Source organism: Arthrobacter sp. 01N442 (assembly GCF_056399345.1).
In genome coordinates this window covers 57294-74217 of sequence record NZ_JBFTRD010000007.1, presented here as the reverse complement: position 1 = coordinate 74217, position 16924 = coordinate 57294, and the positions used below count along the sequence as shown (strand labels likewise).

General features: G+C 64.0%; 12 protein-coding genes. 1 reads left to right on the top strand and 11 read right to left on the bottom strand.

Features of this window, described 5'->3' with window-relative positions; genetic code table 11:
• Positions 1 to 2: 2 nt before the first annotated feature.
• From AC1DNC_RS14675 to AC1DNC_RS14640, 8 genes are all read right to left on the bottom strand, one after another.
• The gene (locus tag AC1DNC_RS14675; protein WP_476863265.1) at positions 3 to 3146 is read right to left on the bottom strand and encodes a UvrD-helicase domain-containing protein; all 3144 of its coding nucleotides are present in this window, start codon (positions 3144 to 3146) and stop codon (positions 3 to 5) included.
• Positions 3143 to 5725: a PD-(D/E)XK nuclease family protein gene (locus AC1DNC_RS14670; RefSeq protein WP_476863264.1), complete on the bottom strand. Its 2583-nt coding sequence runs from the start codon at positions 5723 to 5725 to the stop codon at positions 3143 to 3145. The genes AC1DNC_RS14675 and AC1DNC_RS14670 overlap by 4 nt, the downstream gene beginning before the upstream one ends.
• Before the next feature lie 183 nt (positions 5726 to 5908).
• Positions 5909 to 6511 (bottom strand): hypothetical protein, encoded by a 603-nt coding sequence (locus AC1DNC_RS14665; RefSeq protein WP_476863263.1) that lies wholly within the window; start codon positions 6509 to 6511, stop codon positions 5909 to 5911.
• Positions 6508 to 7065, bottom strand: a complete 558-nt coding sequence (locus AC1DNC_RS14660) for a hypothetical protein (RefSeq protein WP_476863262.1) — start codon at positions 7063 to 7065, stop codon at positions 6508 to 6510. The genes AC1DNC_RS14665 and AC1DNC_RS14660 overlap by 4 nt, the downstream gene beginning before the upstream one ends.
• A gap of 89 nt (positions 7066 to 7154) precedes the next feature.
• Positions 7155 to 8837: a nuclease-related domain-containing DEAD/DEAH box helicase gene (locus AC1DNC_RS14655; RefSeq protein WP_476863261.1), complete on the bottom strand. Its 1683-nt coding sequence runs from the start codon at positions 8835 to 8837 to the stop codon at positions 7155 to 7157.
• 152 nt (positions 8838 to 8989) lie between these two features.
• Positions 8990 to 9292 carry a hypothetical protein gene (locus AC1DNC_RS14650; RefSeq protein WP_476863260.1) on the bottom strand — a complete coding sequence of 101 codons (303 nt, stop codon included), beginning with the start codon at positions 9290 to 9292 and terminating at the stop codon, positions 8990 to 8992.
• Between the two features lie 526 nt (positions 9293 to 9818).
• Positions 9819 to 11348, bottom strand: coding sequence for an ADP-ribosylglycohydrolase family protein (locus AC1DNC_RS14645; RefSeq protein WP_476863259.1), 1530 nt, complete (start codon positions 11346 to 11348; stop codon positions 9819 to 9821).
• Positions 11345 to 12304 (bottom strand): ARPP-1 family domain-containing protein, encoded by a 960-nt coding sequence (locus tag AC1DNC_RS14640; protein WP_476863258.1) that lies wholly within the window; start codon positions 12302 to 12304, stop codon positions 11345 to 11347. Before AC1DNC_RS14640 ends, AC1DNC_RS14645 begins: the two co-directional genes overlap by 4 nt.
• 93 nt (positions 12305 to 12397) lie before the next feature.
• Here AC1DNC_RS14640 and AC1DNC_RS14635 point away from each other — a divergent pair, with 93 nt between their 5' ends.
• Positions 12398 to 13066, top strand: coding sequence for an NUDIX hydrolase (locus AC1DNC_RS14635; protein ID WP_476863257.1), 669 nt, complete (start codon positions 12398 to 12400; stop codon positions 13064 to 13066).
• Positions 13067 to 13144: 78 nt separating this feature from the next.
• On the opposite strand, the gene AC1DNC_RS14630 is transcribed toward AC1DNC_RS14635, so the two are convergent.
• The 3 genes from AC1DNC_RS14630 to AC1DNC_RS14620 form a co-directional block, all read right to left on the bottom strand.
• On the bottom strand, positions 13145 to 14743 hold the full coding sequence (locus AC1DNC_RS14630) for an SIR2 family NAD-dependent protein deacylase (protein ID WP_476863256.1): 1599 nt from the start codon (positions 14741 to 14743) through the stop codon (positions 13145 to 13147).
• Positions 14744 to 14838: 95 nt separating this feature from the next.
• Positions 14839 to 16005 carry an RNA polymerase sigma factor gene (locus tag AC1DNC_RS14625; protein ID WP_476863255.1) on the bottom strand — a complete coding sequence of 389 codons (1167 nt, stop codon included), beginning with the start codon at positions 16003 to 16005 and terminating at the stop codon, positions 14839 to 14841.
• A gap of 71 nt (positions 16006 to 16076) precedes the next feature.
• Positions 16077 to 16919, bottom strand: a complete 843-nt coding sequence (locus tag AC1DNC_RS14620) for an HNH endonuclease (protein ID WP_476863254.1) — start codon at positions 16917 to 16919, stop codon at positions 16077 to 16079.
• Between the last annotated feature and the right edge of the window lie 5 nt (positions 16920 to 16924).

Genomic DNA, 16924 nt, shown 5'->3' with positions numbered 1-16924 from the left:
CTTCAGCTAATCCGGAACATCTTCCCCAGCGCCGGCATGTGGATTAGCGTTTCGACAACGGGCCTTCCGGTGATGGACTCAATCGCTTCGGCATACCCTCGCATTTGGCCGATGTATTTGTCCTTGATGTGACCGACAGGATCCTTGCCCGGATAGGACTTGTGGTCCACCAGCACATAACCGGCTGGCGTCTCCAGCAGGAGGTCAATCCACCCCTCCATGAGCTGGTTGTCAGCATTGCGCCAGGCAACGGACTGCTCCGTGGTGACCGTCGCCCCGGGGTAGTGCTGGGCGAAGAATGCGAGCATCCGCTCACCCGCTTCCACCACAACGTCAGCGTCGACTGCGGAGGTCGCACCCCAGCGGTCCAGAAGACGTTGCGCTGCCCGGAGCCGGACGGAGTCATCCAGCTTGGCGAGGGGCAGGGCAAAGTAACCATGGATGGCGGAGCCCACCTGGTCCCAGTTGGCAGCGCCGTGGGGAATCAGCTGCGGACCAAGGACAGCAACCTCGGTGACGTCGGCAGCGAAGCCGAAGCTCTCCAGGGAGCTGGCGGTTACGCGGGCAGGTTTATGCGAAACCGGCGCTTCGACTGCCAGGCCGTCCTCATACTCGACCTTGGCGCCTTCATCGGTATCGGCCGGGCCATCCGCTGGCTCGTAGCTAAACGCCTCCACGGAGAGAGTCTGTTCCCCGTCGCGCCCTTGGACTTTCAAATTACCTTCCTCAGTCCACTCCACAATCGGGCCGGTTCCAAGCGAGTTCAGCGAAGCCGGCGCGGGTTTGGCGGCCGCCAGACAGGTCACGCTGACCGAGCGGGTCAGACCCACATAGAGCACTCGCGCTGAGTCGGCCTGGCGCCGGGCCAAGACCCGTTCCGCGACCGCCGATGAGTCCGTTAGCGACGACAGAGGCTTGAATCCCTTGGCGCCGAACGGCCAGGGCCAGAAGCGGATCCAGCGTCCGACTAGGGGATCGCGGACGTCGATCTCATCGACGCCTTCGACAGCCACGCCCCATGGTTTTGCTACGACGTCGGTGTCGAGGCTCGCCAGCACGACGGCCGGCCACTCCAGCCCCTTGGCCTTGTGGTAGGTCAGTACATTCACGACGTCGTCGCCGAAGTTCTCGCTGCCGGCGCTGTCGGCGTCGGCCAGGAACTTGAGTGAGCCGCTCAGCGTCACGGGCTTGCTGAGCGCGGCACACGATTCGTAGTACTGCTCCAGGAGGGAGCGCAGTGCATCCAGATTCTTGAGCCGGGTTCCAGGGTTGCTCCACGCTTTGATGAGCCGGGCGATCCCGAGCCGCGACGTGACCTCCTCCATGATCTCGGTCGGCGTGCACACCGTGGCCAAGTCGCGGAGCTCGACTAATCCGGACACTAGGGGGTCGCTGGCCCAGCGTTGGAGCTCCTCCCGGGGCTCCTCGGCGTCGAACAGGGCGGGGACCCAGCGGCCGAACTGGGGATGATCCGGGTGCAGGTGCGCCAGCTCAGCCAGTGCCACGGAGTCGTCGTCGGACGCGACGAAGGCCATGCCGGCGCGGACCAGTTGGATTTCCCGTGCGGCGAACAACGAGGAGGTGTTGGTGGTTGCCTTGACTCCGAGCGCGGCCAGTTCCGCGGCAATGGCGGCCACGGCGTCGTTTGACCGGGCGAGGACCGCGACGTCGGACCCCTTGAAGCCCCGTCGCTGAATGAGATCCACGACGCCGGCGGCGACCGCCCGCCGCTGCTCCGGCACGGTTTTCGCAGCCAGTGTCCATGCCTCCCGGGCGCCGCCCAGGGCGTTCTTGGGATGGGACTCATCGCGGCGGGCTTCGGGGACCGTCAGACGGACTTCGTCCTCGCCAAGCTCCGGGAACATGGCGAGGCTGATTGCATTGGAGAGATCGATGACAGCTTCCTTCGACCGCCAAGAGTGGCGAAGGTGCTCTTTGTTCGATTCGTCGACATGCGCGGCAACTGCCTTCATCAGCTCCGGGTCAGTGCCCCGGAATTCGTAGATGGCCTGCTTCGAATCGCCCACCCAGACGACCTTCTCCACCAGTTCGGCGAACTTGGTGAACAGCTGGAGTTGCAGCGGGCTGGTGTCCTGGAACTCGTCCACCACCATGAACTTGATGCGGCCGGTGATGGAGGCCTGAAACTCCGGATTGTTTTCCAACAGGTCCAGAACCAGGGTTTCCTGGTCCGCGAAGTCAATCAGTCCGTATTGCCGCTTGAAGTCCGCGAACCGGTCCAGGCACGCAGCGACGCAGGCAAACACCAGTTCGGTGAATTCACGCAGCTCGGTTTGGAACGCCGGGTTGGCGGCCAGCTCGACGTCGACCGCGGAAATGTAGCTCTCCAGCTGTCGCTTGGCGTTTGCGTTGGAGACGCCGGACGCCTCGATCCAGAACCGCCAAGGAGCTTCCTCCGGCGACGCATGGGTCAGGACCGGCTCCAGCAGGGCGATCGAGGCCAAGAGGTTCTTCGGTGGAGTCTTGCCGGATTCGGCGATTTCAGCGGCCAGCCCCCGAAGGCTCATGAGCCCTTGGAGGAGGTGGTTGGACCAGGTTGCGCGGTCGTCGAGGCCGGCCGGGCCCAAGACCTGCTGCAGTCCCTGCCCTGACGCCGCGGCGGAGTGCGTCAGGGCCGAGGGGGCAATCCGGTTGCTGCGGGCGGCATCCGCGATGTCGCGGACGATCTTGCGCCAGTCGGTGTCGGTGCCCCGGATGTCGGCTTCGCCGTCGTGTCCCAGCCGGCGGGCGAGGGGCTGGATCCGGGGAGTAAACTCTGCGAACACGGCGTCCGTGGCGAGCTGGAAGATGCGGAGCTGTTCGTCTTCGGCAATAACCTGCAGGGCCGGCGACAGCCCGGCATCGACCGCGTATTCCTGGAGCAGCCGGCTGCAGACGCTGTTGACGGTGCCCACCATGCTGACGGACATCTGCCGTGCGGCATCGGGGCGTTCCTGGCTGAAGAGTTCGGCTTGGACCCGGTCGATCAGTTCGGCGGCGGCCTTCTTGGTGAAGGTGGTGGCCAGGATCTGGCTGGGCTTCGTGCCGCTGTTGATTGACCGGGCGATTTCACCCATCAGGCTGTAGGTCTTGCCGGTGCCGGCGCTGGCCGTGATCATGGTGACGTTGTTCAGTGCGTGGTTCATGACAGGTCCCCCTTGAGGCCGCAGAGTGCGGAGAAATCGCAGAAGTTGCAGGGCGGCTTCTGGTAAAGCCGGCCGTCTGCCGTCGCCGTGTCCCGCTGCTCGTCGGACGAGCCCAACTCCTGCCGCCCGGCTGCCAGGACGCGCCCGCCGACAACTTCAGAGATGGAGAATTCGGCGGCGCGGACCGAGCGTCGCCAGGTGCTCCGGCTGGACGCGGGGCTGGCCAAGGCCGGACCGAAAAGTCTGCTCGTCGAAGCGAACTCGCCCTGTTTGAGCATGTAGTAGGACATCGCAGCGTCTTCGGCGACGGTGGACATGGTGTCCGGGCCGTCGTCCAAGGCCCAGTGGTAGAGGGCCAGCTGCATGGCGTTGCCCTGCGTGATTTCATCGCGGCGGTACTTCGAACGGTTGGTCCACTTGAGGTCGATCACAACGGGTTCGGCTTGCTGGTCCGCGGCCAAGACATCGATGTAGCCGGAAACCTCGACTTCGATCTGCGTCCCGTTGACGTTGAACAGGGCCGGCTTGCTGAACTCGTGCTCCGTCGCGCGGATGTAGACCCCTTGCGTCTGCAGGGTCTGGAAAAGCTTGATGACCGAGTTCTCGATGATGGGCCGGAGGCCAGCGAGTTTGCTGCCGCGGCCGGGCAGGAGCAGCTCCGAGGCATAAAGCGGCACGAGCTGGTCCAGTTTGGCCTGGACTTCCGCTGGTTCGGGCACGGCACGGTTCGCGGCGTACAGCTCCGCGAAGAGTTCTTCGACGAGCTTGTGGACCAGGGTGCCGATCATGGTGTTCCCGGTGGGGACGGATTGCGCGTCACCGACCTTCAACCGGCCCTTTTTCTCCAGGACCCACTTCATGGAGCAACCGATCAACGTGCTGAGCTGGGTGAAGGAGAGCTTGTCGGGCAGGAACGCCGGGCGGGGACCCAACTCGTGCGTGGCCGGGATCGGCTCGGGTTGGGCTGGCTGCACCGGTGTCAACGCGGCAGTCCGGCCGGCGAGCCGCCAGACGCCGTCGCGCACCAACTCGGCGGTGGTGGTGCTGAAGGCCGAAATGGCTTGCTCCACCGCCTTCTTGTTCTCCTCCGGGGTTCCTGGCAACGGCGTCGGAAGGGTGCTGAAGGCCAGTGAAGACAGCACCGGGTGGGCCTTGGTTGGCTCCCCGCCGATCTCCGCGGCGCGGACCAGCAGCAGCCGCGGGCAGCGTCTCGCGGCGTCTACTGCGACCGAAAGTTCCAGCTCGGCAAGGGCAGCAGGATGGGGCAGTTCGACGCCGACGCCGAGCAGGGATTGGCGTTCGGCGTCGTCCCAGTGACGGGACCGGGCCTGGCCGTCATCCTGGCACCCCCACCAGACGAGCGTGTCGACGTTGTCGCACAGTTCACCGAGGCTGCGCAGCGTGACCCACGGCGCAGCCTCGCCGCCGGCCAGGGGACTGGCACTGGCGGGAATGACGGATTCCAGGATCCGTGCGATGGTCTTGCGTGTTACCGGCTCCGGCCCGTCGATCAGGGCCATAAATTCATTGAGCTGGCTAAGCACGCCTTCAAGTTGGGGGTAGAGCTGCACGCGGCGGCTGAGCTGGGTGCGCAGCCATTGTGCGCGTTCGACGACGGCGCTGCCGGTGACAGTTCCGTCATCGGTCAACAGCCCGGTGCTGAGAAGCCGGTCCAGCTCCGCCGCGACCGCCGGGCCGAGGTTTTCATCGGTGCTTATCTTTTGGAGCGCGCCGAGCCATTCGTCGCCGCCGGTCCCCGGCTGGGCGGCGAGGGCGTGCAGGAGATGCCGGGCGGCTTTACGGCGGACGGGGCTCACGGGAAGGTTCAGGAATTCGCCCAGCAACTGGACGTCCACCGGCCCCCAGATCACGTTGAAGAAGAGGGGAATGATTTGGTCCATGGCCCGCCAGCGTGAGCGGTTGCCGACCCCGATCCGCGGCAGGCCGAGGCGCTGCAGCTCCTGGTCCAGCAGCGCGGTGCTCGTGGAGGCGACGACGGCGGAGCGGACCGAGTCAGGACTATCTGCAGACGCGAGCCAACGTGCCGTGTGCTCAGCCGCTTCCCATTCGGTCTTGGTGACGAGGACGGTCACCTCCCCCACGGGCTCCGTCGGGACTGAGGGCTCCACGACCGTCACTCCGCGGCGCTCCAAAGCGGCGATGAGGCGGGTCCAGATGGCGGGGAACGATGCGCGGTGGTGCTGGAGTTCAAGCCGCGAGATTCCGAGTGGCCAGTGGGCTGTGGCCTCGCTCTCCAGCTCATGGATGAGTTCCAACGGGTAATCGGCGAACGCCCGGTCGAGAGGGAGCCGGCTCTGTTCCAGGATAGCGAGGGATTGCAGCTTGGCGCTGGATCCGTCCGGGGCGAGGCCCGTCCACCCGTTGGTCACAAGTTCGTCGCGCATGTTCAAAAGGTCGATGGCCGTGGACCACGGATCGACGGAGAACGATCCGTGGAACCAAGCTTCCGGGCTGTCCTGCTCCGCGAGTCGGGCCATGAACTGCCGGATCCGTGTGGAGTGGCGGGCGTCGGGGCCGGTGAGCCCGAGCCGGGTCTGCAGGAGCTGGGCCAGCCCCAAGGGCCCGAGCCTAACCACGCCTAGCGCAGAATCCCGGTAGGTCCATGGAGCACGGTCCAGGTACAGGCCAAACAAAACGTTCACATCATCCCCCGGGACGTGTTGGAGCGACAGTTCCTAGATCATATGTTCAGGGTCGGACAATGACCGTTGCGACGCGATGGGGGTGGCCGAGCAGTGACGTCAATCGGCGTCGAGTGTGGCCTGCAGCAGCCGGTCAAAGCTTGCGGTTCCGTATTCGGGCGGGGTGATGGCGATGACCACCTGAGTTGTGGTCACCACGGGCGTGCGTGCGGACGAAGAGTTCCTCGGTGCAGTCTGGTGCGGTGGAGACTGCTTTGGTCCGATCGCCGGCGATTCGCCATGCCGGACCGCCCGAAGCTCCAGGCCCGGCACGCCGTGAACTAGCAGCGAAATGCGACGCTCGTTCTCGATGAACTTCCTGAAGTCAGGGAGTGACAGTTGGTCGTTCGGGTTGCCGGTCAGTTCGACGATCGTGTCGTTGACCCGCTTGCTGATCCCGGCGAGGAATTTCTTCTCGTTGGACGCTTTTGACCAGACCGCCAGTGTTGTCAACCCGACCGCGAAAACGACGATGAAAAGTGTCGCGACTCCGGGGTCCCGGAGACCGGCAATGAAGATCATGAGCACCAGACAAACGAAGAACCCGATGACACCGAGCCCCAGACAGGAGTAGATCGCCTCCTGCGCCGGACGTCCGCTCCATTGCAGCGACGTAAACGAAAGGAGCAGTTTTTGCTCCTTTTTAGGCAACGAGTCTTTCATTGTCCCTTCACTTCCAAGAGTGCTTCGGCGAGGACGATCGCTTCCCTGGCCTTCTTGAGGTCGTCCAACAGGCCGGCATCAGGAAGGGCACCAACAGGGCCCTGCGGTGTGCCTGATAACTCCGCTACGGCCCGGCTCAGGTTGGCTTTCTCCTGAGCAAGGACCTTGGACGTGGTCAGCTTGAGTTTGCTCTTCCGAAGCTCCGAGAGAGACTTGCTGAGATCGTCCGATCGTTTCCGCAGCAGAGACAACCGTTGTTCGATCCGATCCACCCGGTTGCGAAACATGGGCGTCATCCTGAGGGCAACCTCAAATAGCTCTTTCAGGGAATTCGTTTCCGGACCCTCAGCGCGTCGTTCCAGCTGTCCGCTGAGGGTCGCCCGCCGTTCTTCCCACGCCGTTAGCCCGGCGCGGTTCTGCTCGGCCAGCAGGGTGAGGATCTCGAGAGAGGTGTTGAGGGAGTCATTCCGGTCCGTGAGCTTACGCGCGGCCGTATCAAGCCGCGCGATGAACTCGGCGTAGTTGTCGTTGAGCTGTTGTGCTCCCTGTTTCATGCATCCCCCAAGCGGTGTGACGGTTCCTGCCTGAAGTGTGCGGCACCGCACCGACAATCTGAAGCCCACGTGAACTGCGGCCGCCAGAGTCACAAACCGACGGCGGCGGGCTGCCAGGCCTCGGCGCGGGCGAGTGCCGCCTTCAGGTCCCGGCCGCCAGCGCTCTCCAACAAGCGGGAATCACCGACCACCACCAGCAGGCTCCTGGCCCGGGACAGCCCCACATACAGTTGTTCGGCGGCACGCTGCAGGTCCTTGAAACCGTTGACGCATAGCACCACGGCCGAGCGCTCCAGGCCCTTGAACCCAAGAACGTGGCCGTAGAAGACGTCGTTGTTCGCGTGGAAATCCAGCCAGTACTCGGCGATGGAACCGGCATCGAACCGTTCCTGATGCACCGGATGCCGTGACTTGGTGGTGAGCAGCGCGATCTGGTTGGGGCTCCAGCCTTCGTCCATGAGTGCTTCGACGCATTCATCCGCCGCATCAAGGGCGTCCTCGGTGTCGCACTCCACCCGCCGCACGGGGAGTCCGGTGCCGCCCCGGGGAGTGAAATGCTCGCCTGCGAAGGACCGGAATGTTTCGGCAATTTTCCGGGTGTTGCGGAGGTTTTCGTCGATATGGATCGGGACCAGGTCCGCCGTCGGATGCTTGCCGTCGGACCCGGACCCTGTCCACCTTTGATAGACGTCCTGCCGGTCATCCATAAACGCATACACCTCGCCGGCCTCGGGGTCAGCGGTGCAGGCCAGCAGCGACTCCCACCACAGTGGAGCGAAGTCTTGCGCTTCATCGACGACGACGGCGTCCAGCCGCTCGTGCGGTCCCATGCGTCCTGCCAGTTCCTTGAGGAGCCGCGGCATCTCCTGCTCGAAGTACTCCGTCCCGGTCCCGTCCCGAACACCAAGGGCTCGGACGTACTCGTGAAATTCCCCGGTGAAGACCGGCTTGGCCTGCCGCCAGCCGGAGACTTGCTGCTGCAGATACTGACTTAGTCCCTTGTTGTAGCAGAAGAGGCCCACCCGCTTGCCTTCCTTGCAGAGGAGCCGCGCCTTCTCCAAGGCGAGCCAGGTCTTGCCACTGCCTGCACCGCCGGTGAAGCGGACGCGGGGAAGAGACCGGGTCGCGCGCAACAGCACGGATTGCCTGATGGTGAGGTGATCCTGGGCGTCTTCGGCTTCGTGCGGGTCGGGGATCTGCGAGTGCCCTGCGTCGAGGTCGCCGCCCAGTTTCCGGACGATGCGTTCCAGGAATACCGGGGTCAGGGTGGTGGCCCCGCTGCCTTCGCGCTCGATGGCGTGGCGCACCCGGTCCTTCAGCGATCCAGTGTCCGCCCGGTCCAGAATCAGCGAGCGGGGACACCCCGCCATGGCCCAGCCCTGCGGAACGTCCGAGTAGGGGAGACTGACCAGATACGCGAAGCGGCTGCTGAGCCGGGATCCGAGCTGGTCTTCCAGCCAGTTCTTGAAAGCATGCATCGACGCCTGCGACTGCACCACCGGGCTCTGGATGTTGTGCCCGCCGGCCTTGTCAGACTGGTACCACTGCCCGTTCTCGACGCCGACCTTTCCGCCCTTTACCTCGATGGCAGCCATCCCGACGCCGGGCCAGAGCACGAGGATGTCGATCTCGTGCTCTGCGCGTCCGTCTCTGACTTGGACGGAGTGGGCGAGGACGACGTCGTCGGGAAGGCTCTTCTTGAGGGCCTCCCAAACCGCTTCCTCGGCCACGTGGCCCTCGCCAAATTCGGGTTCTTCCGGAATGCATCTCATTGCTGCCCCCAAACTTATGAACCGGCTGCCCGGTGTTCGCTGATCCAACGTTAGCCGGGAGAGGCCGGTTGGTTATTGCAGAGGCGGGCCACGCGTGGCAGGTTCTTCCAAACGTAGGCCAAGATGCCTGTCGCTGTAGTGCCCTCTGACATCTAACTGGCTGGGTCGAAGAGCTCCCGGACGTCATGGCTCATCTCGTTTTGGCGAATAGTCGAGATCAGCCGGCGCGTTTGATCGGCGCCGGGAATGTGGAGTTCTTCGTCTTTCCGAAAGGCTTCGGCGCAGTATTCAAGCATGGCCCGGTCCTGGTTATCCACATAGGGCTCGGGCCGGACCTTTACGCAATTCCGTCGGAATATGTACTCCCAGGCGCTCTGAACCTGCTCGTCGGTCTCGTATGGGAGAGCAATGTCGGCTTGATGCGTGCTGGCGGCATTAATGTTCAGGATTTTCATGCTTCGCGTGCTGACGACCCTGCGCCCTCCCTGCCCGCCGCTAACTACAGGGATAGTTGCATCAACCAAGGCCAAGATCGCTGACGCCAAGACCGGCCACTGCCCGAGCAGGACTTGCTTTGCGCTCGGTTCCCCAGGTTCGATTTCAGGAGATTCCCTCCACGCCTCCGCCAAGGAGCGAATCAACGGCGTTCGGGGATCTACTTGTGGCTTCGGAGGACAGACGTGGTCCGTACGCCATCGCTCGAATTGCCCGCTCGAAGCAGGCTTCGTTCCGACAGTCTGGGTACTGGCACCGCAGGAGCAGCGCTCCTCGATGACGGGGTAGTTGAACACGGGCGGCTCTCTACTTGATGAATTTGGTGACTTTTTCTACAGTTCCCGCCACCTGTGACGGAATGTCCTTAGGGCAGTCCAACGCAGAGGTAAAGCCTGTTTAGAATTCGGACATATCGATGACCTTGTCAATGATTCGTCCTGTTTGAATTGAATGCATGCTGCGACACTAGCCGCAGTTCTCGAGCCTTTAGGTGAGGCTCGATGACATCGCGTTGAACGGGCTCGGTGTAGCCCCTGACCTTTCGGCGAGCAACCCCAGGAACAACCCATTGGGGTTAGCCCCGGGGAGCGCCCGCCGCACATCCTCAAGTGCCTCCAGCGGCGTAATACACGCAACCCGAGCCCCGTACAGTGCCGCCACTGTCGGCGACCGCGACTCGGCCCGGACACAGTGCAGCAGAACCGTCTTGCCCTCTGCGCGGAAGCGCTCGACGGCGGCCGCCGCGTCGCGCAGCACGAACGCGGCGTGGGCGTTGTCCTCCTCAACAGGGGAGTCGACAACCCAGAACGTGGCGTGATCCTCCGGCGCCACCCCGGGCACATCCAAAGTTCCCAGCCGACACAGCGACACCACGGCGTCGATCCCCAACTCGGCCACCCGTGAAAGGGACCCGACGCCGCCCAGCCAGACGCCGTCGTCGTGCGGGTGCGGGACCAAGGCGTCGGTGCGGCTCCACATGCTGTAGTCCTGGCGCTCGGCGCGCGGCCAGGATGCGGGCCTGCGGCCCTCGCCGCGGCCGAGCTCCATTCCGAGCATCATGATGTCGCGGGCTCGGAGTCCAGGCCAGCCGTGCAGCCGACGCCGCCACTCGAAGGGCACCGCCGTGTAGCCGTAGGCCGCACCCAGGAGTCCGCCGGCGATGGCGGCGACGGTGTCGGTGTCCCGGCCGCCGCGGACCGCTTCTTCCAGCGCGGCCCGCAGGTGCGCCGGGCCGGACGCGGTCAATCCCGCGAAGTAGATGGCGCTCCAGGCGCCCTGGAAGGCCTCGACCACCCAGCCGTTGCGGGCGAAGTCCCGCGGCCGGGACTGCTCGGCCACCTCGATCCGCTCCAGCCACAGTGCGGCCCGCTCGGCGGACAGCAGCGGCAGCCCGGCCCGGACATCGAGCCGCCCGGTCAGCGCCGCCTCCCGGATGGCCACGCACCAGAGCCCGCAGGCTTCCTGCGCATCAGGGTCGGCATGGGTCAGCGCACTGAGTGCCCCTGCCGCGGCCATCAACGACGCCGGATCCCGGTCGAGGTAGGCCAGCGCCAGCGGAGCGGTGCGCATCAGCGAGCCGTTGCCGGCGCTGCGGCCGGTGCGGGCATGGAAGTCCGCGGCCGCGGCATTGAAGTCCGCGGCAGTCACCTTGCTCCGGCCTGAGTCGGACGCCAGCCGGCCGACGGCGGCGATCACGGCACTTGTCTGGGCGCCCACGTCCTTGGCCTCGGCGGCCCATGCCGCCCAGGCCCGGACCACCATGGTGAGCGCCGCAGGGGAGGAGGATCCGGCGTCGGACGCTGCCTCGAGCAACGCCTGGGCGATCGGGACGGCCATCGAGGTGTCGTCGGTCCACTCGGCCGGCGCGAACCCGAACGGCCCGCCGCCCTTCATGGTGACCTCGGCGCCGTCCGGCAGCGGCGCGCCGAACTCGTAGCCGGCGCCGAGGGCGTCGCCGGCGGCCAGAGCGACGAGGACGCCGGCCGCGCGGTCATTCTGCAAGGGGGTCAGTTTCATGCCAGCTCCATCAGGGGGTGGTGGGTGTTCCAGCCGGTCAGGTGGGCCAGCTGGGGGCGGCGGGTGGGAAGTTCGACGGCGATGCCCGCGGCGGACACCGGGCCGGCGGTGCGGGAGACGTTGCGGCTCCGGAGCGTGCCGTGGCTCCGGACCTCGACAGCCGCGGCGCCGCCGTCGAACGTTCCGAAGTCCATCGCCTGGACGTGGGCAGCGAAGTCGCGGGCCCGCTGGCCCGGCATGGGACCGGCGGCCAGCGCCTGGGGTGAGAGAAGCTCCAGGTCCAGCAGCGCGGAGTCGATCAGCTGGCGGTAGTGCCGGCGGAACAGCGTGCCGGTGCCGAAGACCTCCAGGAGCAGAGGCTGCGTCCCCAGCCCGATCACGACGCCGCGCTGGCCCTCCAGCGGTGCCGGAGCGTCGGTGGCGTCGAAGCGGTTGTGCGCGTTGTCCTTGAACAGGTCCATGTGGTCCAGCAGGGAGCTGGTCACCGATGGGCCGCGGGCCGCGTCGAAGCGGCTAACCCGCTCCCAAATCCGCCCCTGCCGGTCGCCGCCGCGGCGGCCGTCGAGGCTGTTGGCCAGTTCGGACCAGACGTTCAGTGGTGCGCGCCGTGCCTGCCGGCGGTGGCTGGACTGGCCGGCTTCCCAGCGGCCGGCCTCGACGCAGAAGGTGTCGATGTCGCGGGTTTCGCCGGGGCCCAGGACGACGTCGCGGGCGCAGGTCCGGTGCTGCTGGCCGCCCTCAAGCAGCTCGCCTTCCAGCAGCAGCGCCGGGTGCGGGCCGTTGTTGGTGACGGTGAGCCGGGCGACCTGGGGGCCGCTGGCGAGTTCGGTCACGGCGACGTCGGCGTGGGTGCCGGTGCTGATGCCGAGGCTGCCGGAGCCGGACGTCCAGACCGGGAAGATGCTGAGCGGGCCGAGCCTGCTGCCGACGCCGACGTGGAGCTGGGGGACTTTCATGGGAACCTCCGGTTGATTTAGATCATTTCTGCGCTAATTGCCTTCAGTATGCACGGCTTGCATCTTTAGCGCAATACTGCAATAAATAATCCTGTGAAGGATTCCCAGAACGGCCCCGGAACGTCCCTGCTCGACTACCCGCGCCCCTCGGTGGCGGTGGATACAGCGGTGTTGACGGTGGCGGAAGGGTCCGTCTGCGTGCTGCTGGTGCGGCGCGCGGAGGATCATCAGCACGGAAAGTGGGCGCTGCCCGGCACCTTCCTGGGCGAGCGCGAGACCCTGGCGGACGCGGTGCTGCGCTGCCTCCGGGAAAAGGGCGGGATCTCCGGGCGGGTGCCGCGCCAGCTGCAGGTCTTCGACGACCCGGCGCGGGACGACCGCGGCTGGGTGCTGTCCGTGGCGCACGTGGACGTGGTGCCGCTGGCGGCCCTGGAGTCCGCGTTAGCGTCCGACGGCGTTCTGTTGGCCTCGGTGACGGGGGAACCGGAGCTCATCGCTGGGCTGCCGTACGGCCACGCGGACATCGTGGCGAAGGCGGTGGAGTGGCTGCGGGCGGCCTACCGTGAGGCGCCGGACCCGGCGGCGCTACTGGCCGAACCGTTCACGCTGAAGGACCTGCGGGAGCTGCATGAGACAGTGGCGGACGCGACCCTGATGCGGGACACGTTCCGACGGTTCATGGAGCCGAAGCTGCAGGGCACCGGGCATATGTCCGACGGGGCCCGGGGGAGGCCGTCGCGGTTGTGGGTACGGGGTAAATGACTTTCGAGAAGTCCCTGCCCTTGCGCGTGCTCTGGGGCGAATCGCGCGCTCTCGGAGCCGCTGACGTATGCGGCAATTTTAGAGCTCTCCCTCGTAAGATGCGTTTTCTGACCAACCCAGGGTCCTCAGCATTTCGTCGATGACTCCAACTACGCTGCTTTCGCCGACAGCTGCAGGGAGAGTCTTCAGCCTGAGAATTTCTCTTCTCAATTGCCTCTCCTTTGCATTGAGTCCGCCTTCATACTTGGGCGCCAAGAAGTAGAAGTGACTCGCCGTGGAATAGCAGGCTAGGGCATCAAGAAAGATCTCCAGAGTCCGTGCCGAGTCGCCTGACGAAGGATTCTCCATGGAAATAAAACTGAGCTTATCCTTCCATGCGAGTTCTTGGAGCGGATCTGTATTGAGAGTCAGCACTGTGCCAAGACTCGCAGATCCGCCACGATCGCTTGGCATTGCGCGGCGAACATCATGGATTATTTCATGGAAGTGGTCATCCTTCAGGCCGAAGCCGACGAACAGCAAATGGTGGGTCATCAGGTGTGCTTTTACCAGTGCCGACAAGGCCTCCCGATTCGCGTTGTAGCCAAGGTAGTCATCGCGTGTCAGGACGATTGAGTCCGGCTGAGAGACGGAGCCATGAAGCTTGAGGAGCCAACGGGAATCCGTGTCGACGTGGGCGCTTGTCGGATCTTGCGGGATTATGGCCCGATTCCGACGTGCGTCGGCACTCGCTCTTTCAAACAGAGAATCGTAGTTCAACGTGATCGCTCCATCAGACGGTAGGTTCGCCAGCAGCGTGGGTGCCAGTCCGTATTTTTCAACCCTGACGAAGCTTGCCACGAGTGAGCCAAAAGATCCTCTCGGCTCATCCCCGGTTCTCTGCGGTGATTCGTGCAAGGACTGCAGGATGTTGGCTTGGTCTAGGGGACTGAGTTTCCGGAACCCAACAGCCAGATCGTCGTCCAGGCCGACGCATTCTGCCAGCTTGTCCAGCAGACCTTCCCATGACGGGGCCCCTGCAGTGACGCTCACCCCTGAGCCCATGAACGGAACTAGCCGCCCATCCCTTGCCTTGGCAGCAAGGCTCTTGGCCTGATCCAAGTGCTCGGGGGAAAGCCGCGACCAGTAGCTGCGCTCGTTTGATCTGCGTATATCTTGCGCGAGGGCAAATGCGGCTTCGTCTTGGAGAACCAAGACGACATCACATTCGAGCATCGGCAATTCTCGGACAATAGTCTCGAGGATTGCTCGCATGAGCTCCCCTCGCTGAAGATCGCCCCCTCCCGCTGCTGTTCCGAAGAAAGGAAGTGCTAGCAGGGGAACTCTGCGTGCTTGGACTGTCCAGCTGCGTGGGCTCAACAAGGCCGCGCGCGCCGCCTCGCGGAGGAACGCTGCAACCCTAGGACGAAGGTCGTTAGCTGACTGAACACCACGAAACGGGACTGAGGTGAAGACCGGAAGGGGTTCATACGTAGGCCAGTTCTCGGCTGCCACCGCGAAGGTTGTCCCCTGTCGGAACGACGGCCCGGCGGACGCGAATGCAGCTTCGGCCAGACCATCTATTCTGTCCGTCCAACCATTATGAAAGTTGAGCTCTTCGTCGGTCGGAGCCAGCCAGGCGTCGAAGCGCAAGTGCAAGATGTTGCCCATTGTCACGAACAAGTGTGATTCAGCCATGACTGTAGTTCTATCAGTTGCACGTGTGAGAGGCGGCCGCCCAACCTGCACTTACAAGAAGGAAGGTGGGGCGGTGCAATGATTTGCCCTCGTTCTCAGTCAAGGTAATCAAGCAAGACGTGAGACCTAGTTGGGTGCCGCAGTTTGGACATAGTCTTGGATTCGATTTGGCGAATCCGCTCACGCGTGACGCCGTAAACTTTGCCAATTTCGTCCAGAGTCTTCGTCTGCCCGTCGGTCAGGCCGAAACGCATAGCGACCACGCCGGCCTCGCGTTCGGAAAGAGTGTCCAACACTGATTCGAGTTTCCCTCTTAGAAGACCGTATATAGCAATTTCATGGACGTCGTAAGATTCAGCATCTTCAATAAGAGTGCGGAGCGGGACCAGATCGCCCCATTCACTTAGTACGTCTTCGTCGAGAGAAATCGGTTCTAACGCGTACCCCTTGTAGGTCTGCGCCACTTGCGGCGTGATGTCCAACTCAAGGGCAAGCTCGTGAATGGTAGGTTCGCGCCCCAAGTCTTGCCACATCTGGCGACTCACTTTTGTGAACTTGCTTAGGGTTTCCACCATGTGCACAGGGATGCGGATTGTGCGCGCCTGGTCGGCCATGGCCCGCGTGATGCCTTGACGGATCCACCAGGTGGCGTAGGTCGAGAACTTGAAGCCCTTGGTGTAGTCGAACTTCTCGACCGCACGGATCAGGCCTAGGTTGCCTTCTTGGATGAGGTCCAGGAACAGCATGCCACGGCCGGTGTAGTACTTGGCCAGCGAGACCACGAGACGGAGGTTCGCCTCCAGCAGGTGGTTCTTGGCGCGCTTGCCGTCGTGGATCACGAACTCAAGTTCGCGCTTGAGCTTGGGGTCCATGGAGCCGTCGTCCGCCGCGATCTTCTCCTCGGCGAACAGCCCGGCCTCGATCCGCAGGGCCAGGTCGACTTCCTGCTCGGCGTTCAGCAGGGCTACCTTGCCGATCTGCTTCAGGTAGTCCTTGACCGGGTCGGCGGTGGCGCCGGCGGACATGACCTGCTGCACGGGGGCGTCACCGTCGTCGGTTTCGGAGTGGACGAAGCCGGAGCCGGTGGCTGCAGCTTCAGGTGACGTGGAAGATTGCCGCCTAGCCGCGCTGCGCCCACCATCCAGCGTCCCACTAAGCGTCACCACCAAATCTGCGAGCCAGTCGGAGTTGCCATGGGGCGACGCGGCTAGGTCTGTTCCCTCGTTAGAGGTGGGCTCTAACGCTTGTTCTGCCCGGTTCATCTTCGCCCCCCTGTAATAACGACTGGCCCGATCCTAACGTCGGGCACGGACAATAGGCCTGAGCTGCCCGCCTAGGCCTTGGTCGAAGCCGATTGCATGCGCGCTTCGGCTAGCTCTTGCGGGGTGTAAGGAGGCCAGCGTTTGTGGGCCATGCGATGGCAATTGGCGCACAGCGGCACCAGCTCCCTCACTGGGTCCACCGGGCGAGGCTCGCCCATGGAGCTCAAGGGGGTCAGATGATGCACCTCGACGTAGCCACCGGCGAGGCCGCCGTAGTCCTCGTCAAAGTTGAATTGGCAGACAGTGCAGGATCTTCCGTGTACGGCTATCGCCGCAGCACGGTTGGCTCTGCTCCGTTCGTATCTGTTGGAAAGCACGGCAAATCTTCGGCCCTCAGAAGCGAAGGAGAAATCGACGTTGCCCATTTCTACTGTAGTTTCCTGCTCTAGGTCCAGCGGAAGGAGACAGACGATAAAGCTGAAGAGTGCTTCGGTAACCATGAGAACGTCCGAACTCGCGTCGTCAGTCGAAGCCCGCATAAGGCGGCCGGTGCACGTAAATGATTCGACGCCCTCGCTCAACTCATTCGAACTAAGCGCTTCAAGCGTGGTGCCGTTGACGAGAACTTGGAATGCGGCTCCAAGGGAGCCGTACGCACGTGATAGCTCGGCGACCTGGAGCCATTTCTCGGAATCGGCTTCGCCTATTACCCGAAGAAGGTCGGCTGCCAGTCTGTCCAGTCTTAACTCTGCTTTGACCCTGCTCAGGAGAGGGGTCACCAAGATGCTGAAACCGTGCGGGCGAGCCATGCCGTGGAGACGAAACTCAAGTGTTCCTGTCCGTGCGTCTGATTTGGAAATTATCGGCAGGCTAAGAGCATTGCTGAGTGTGAGTGCGAGCCTTTCCGTGTCCATACGGC

Bases quoted from the DNA above. Each gene is read 5' to 3' on its own strand.
- AC1DNC_RS14675 (WP_476863265.1), bottom strand. From the start codon at position 3,146: ATGAACCACGCACTGAACAACGTCACCATGATCACGGCCAGCGCCGGC.
- AC1DNC_RS14665 (WP_476863263.1), bottom strand. From the start codon at position 6,511: ATGAAAGACTCGTTGCCTAAAAAGGAGCAAAAACTGCTCCTTTCGTTT.
- AC1DNC_RS14660 (WP_476863262.1), bottom strand. From the start codon at position 7,065: ATGAAACAGGGAGCACAACAGCTCAACGACAACTACGCCGAGTTCATC.
- AC1DNC_RS14655 (WP_476863261.1), bottom strand. From the start codon at position 8,837: ATGAGATGCATTCCGGAAGAACCCGAATTTGGCGAGGGCCACGTGGCC.
- AC1DNC_RS14650 (WP_476863260.1), bottom strand. From the start codon at position 9,292: ATGAAAATCCTGAACATTAATGCCGCCAGCACGCATCAAGCCGACATT.
- AC1DNC_RS14645 (WP_476863259.1), bottom strand. From the start codon at position 11,348: ATGAAACTGACCCCCTTGCAGAATGACCGCGCGGCCGGCGTCCTCGTC.
- AC1DNC_RS14640 (WP_476863258.1), bottom strand. From the start codon at position 12,304: ATGAAAGTCCCCCAGCTCCACGTCGGCGTCGGCAGCAGGCTCGGCCCG.
- AC1DNC_RS14630 (WP_476863256.1), bottom strand. From the start codon at position 14,743: ATGGCTGAATCACACTTGTTCGTGACAATGGGCAACATCTTGCACTTG.
- AC1DNC_RS14625 (WP_476863255.1), bottom strand. From the start codon at position 16,005: ATGAACCGGGCAGAACAAGCGTTAGAGCCCACCTCTAACGAGGGAACA.
- AC1DNC_RS14620 (WP_476863254.1), bottom strand. From the start codon at position 16,919: ATGGACACGGAAAGGCTCGCACTCACACTCAGCAATGCTCTTAGCCTG.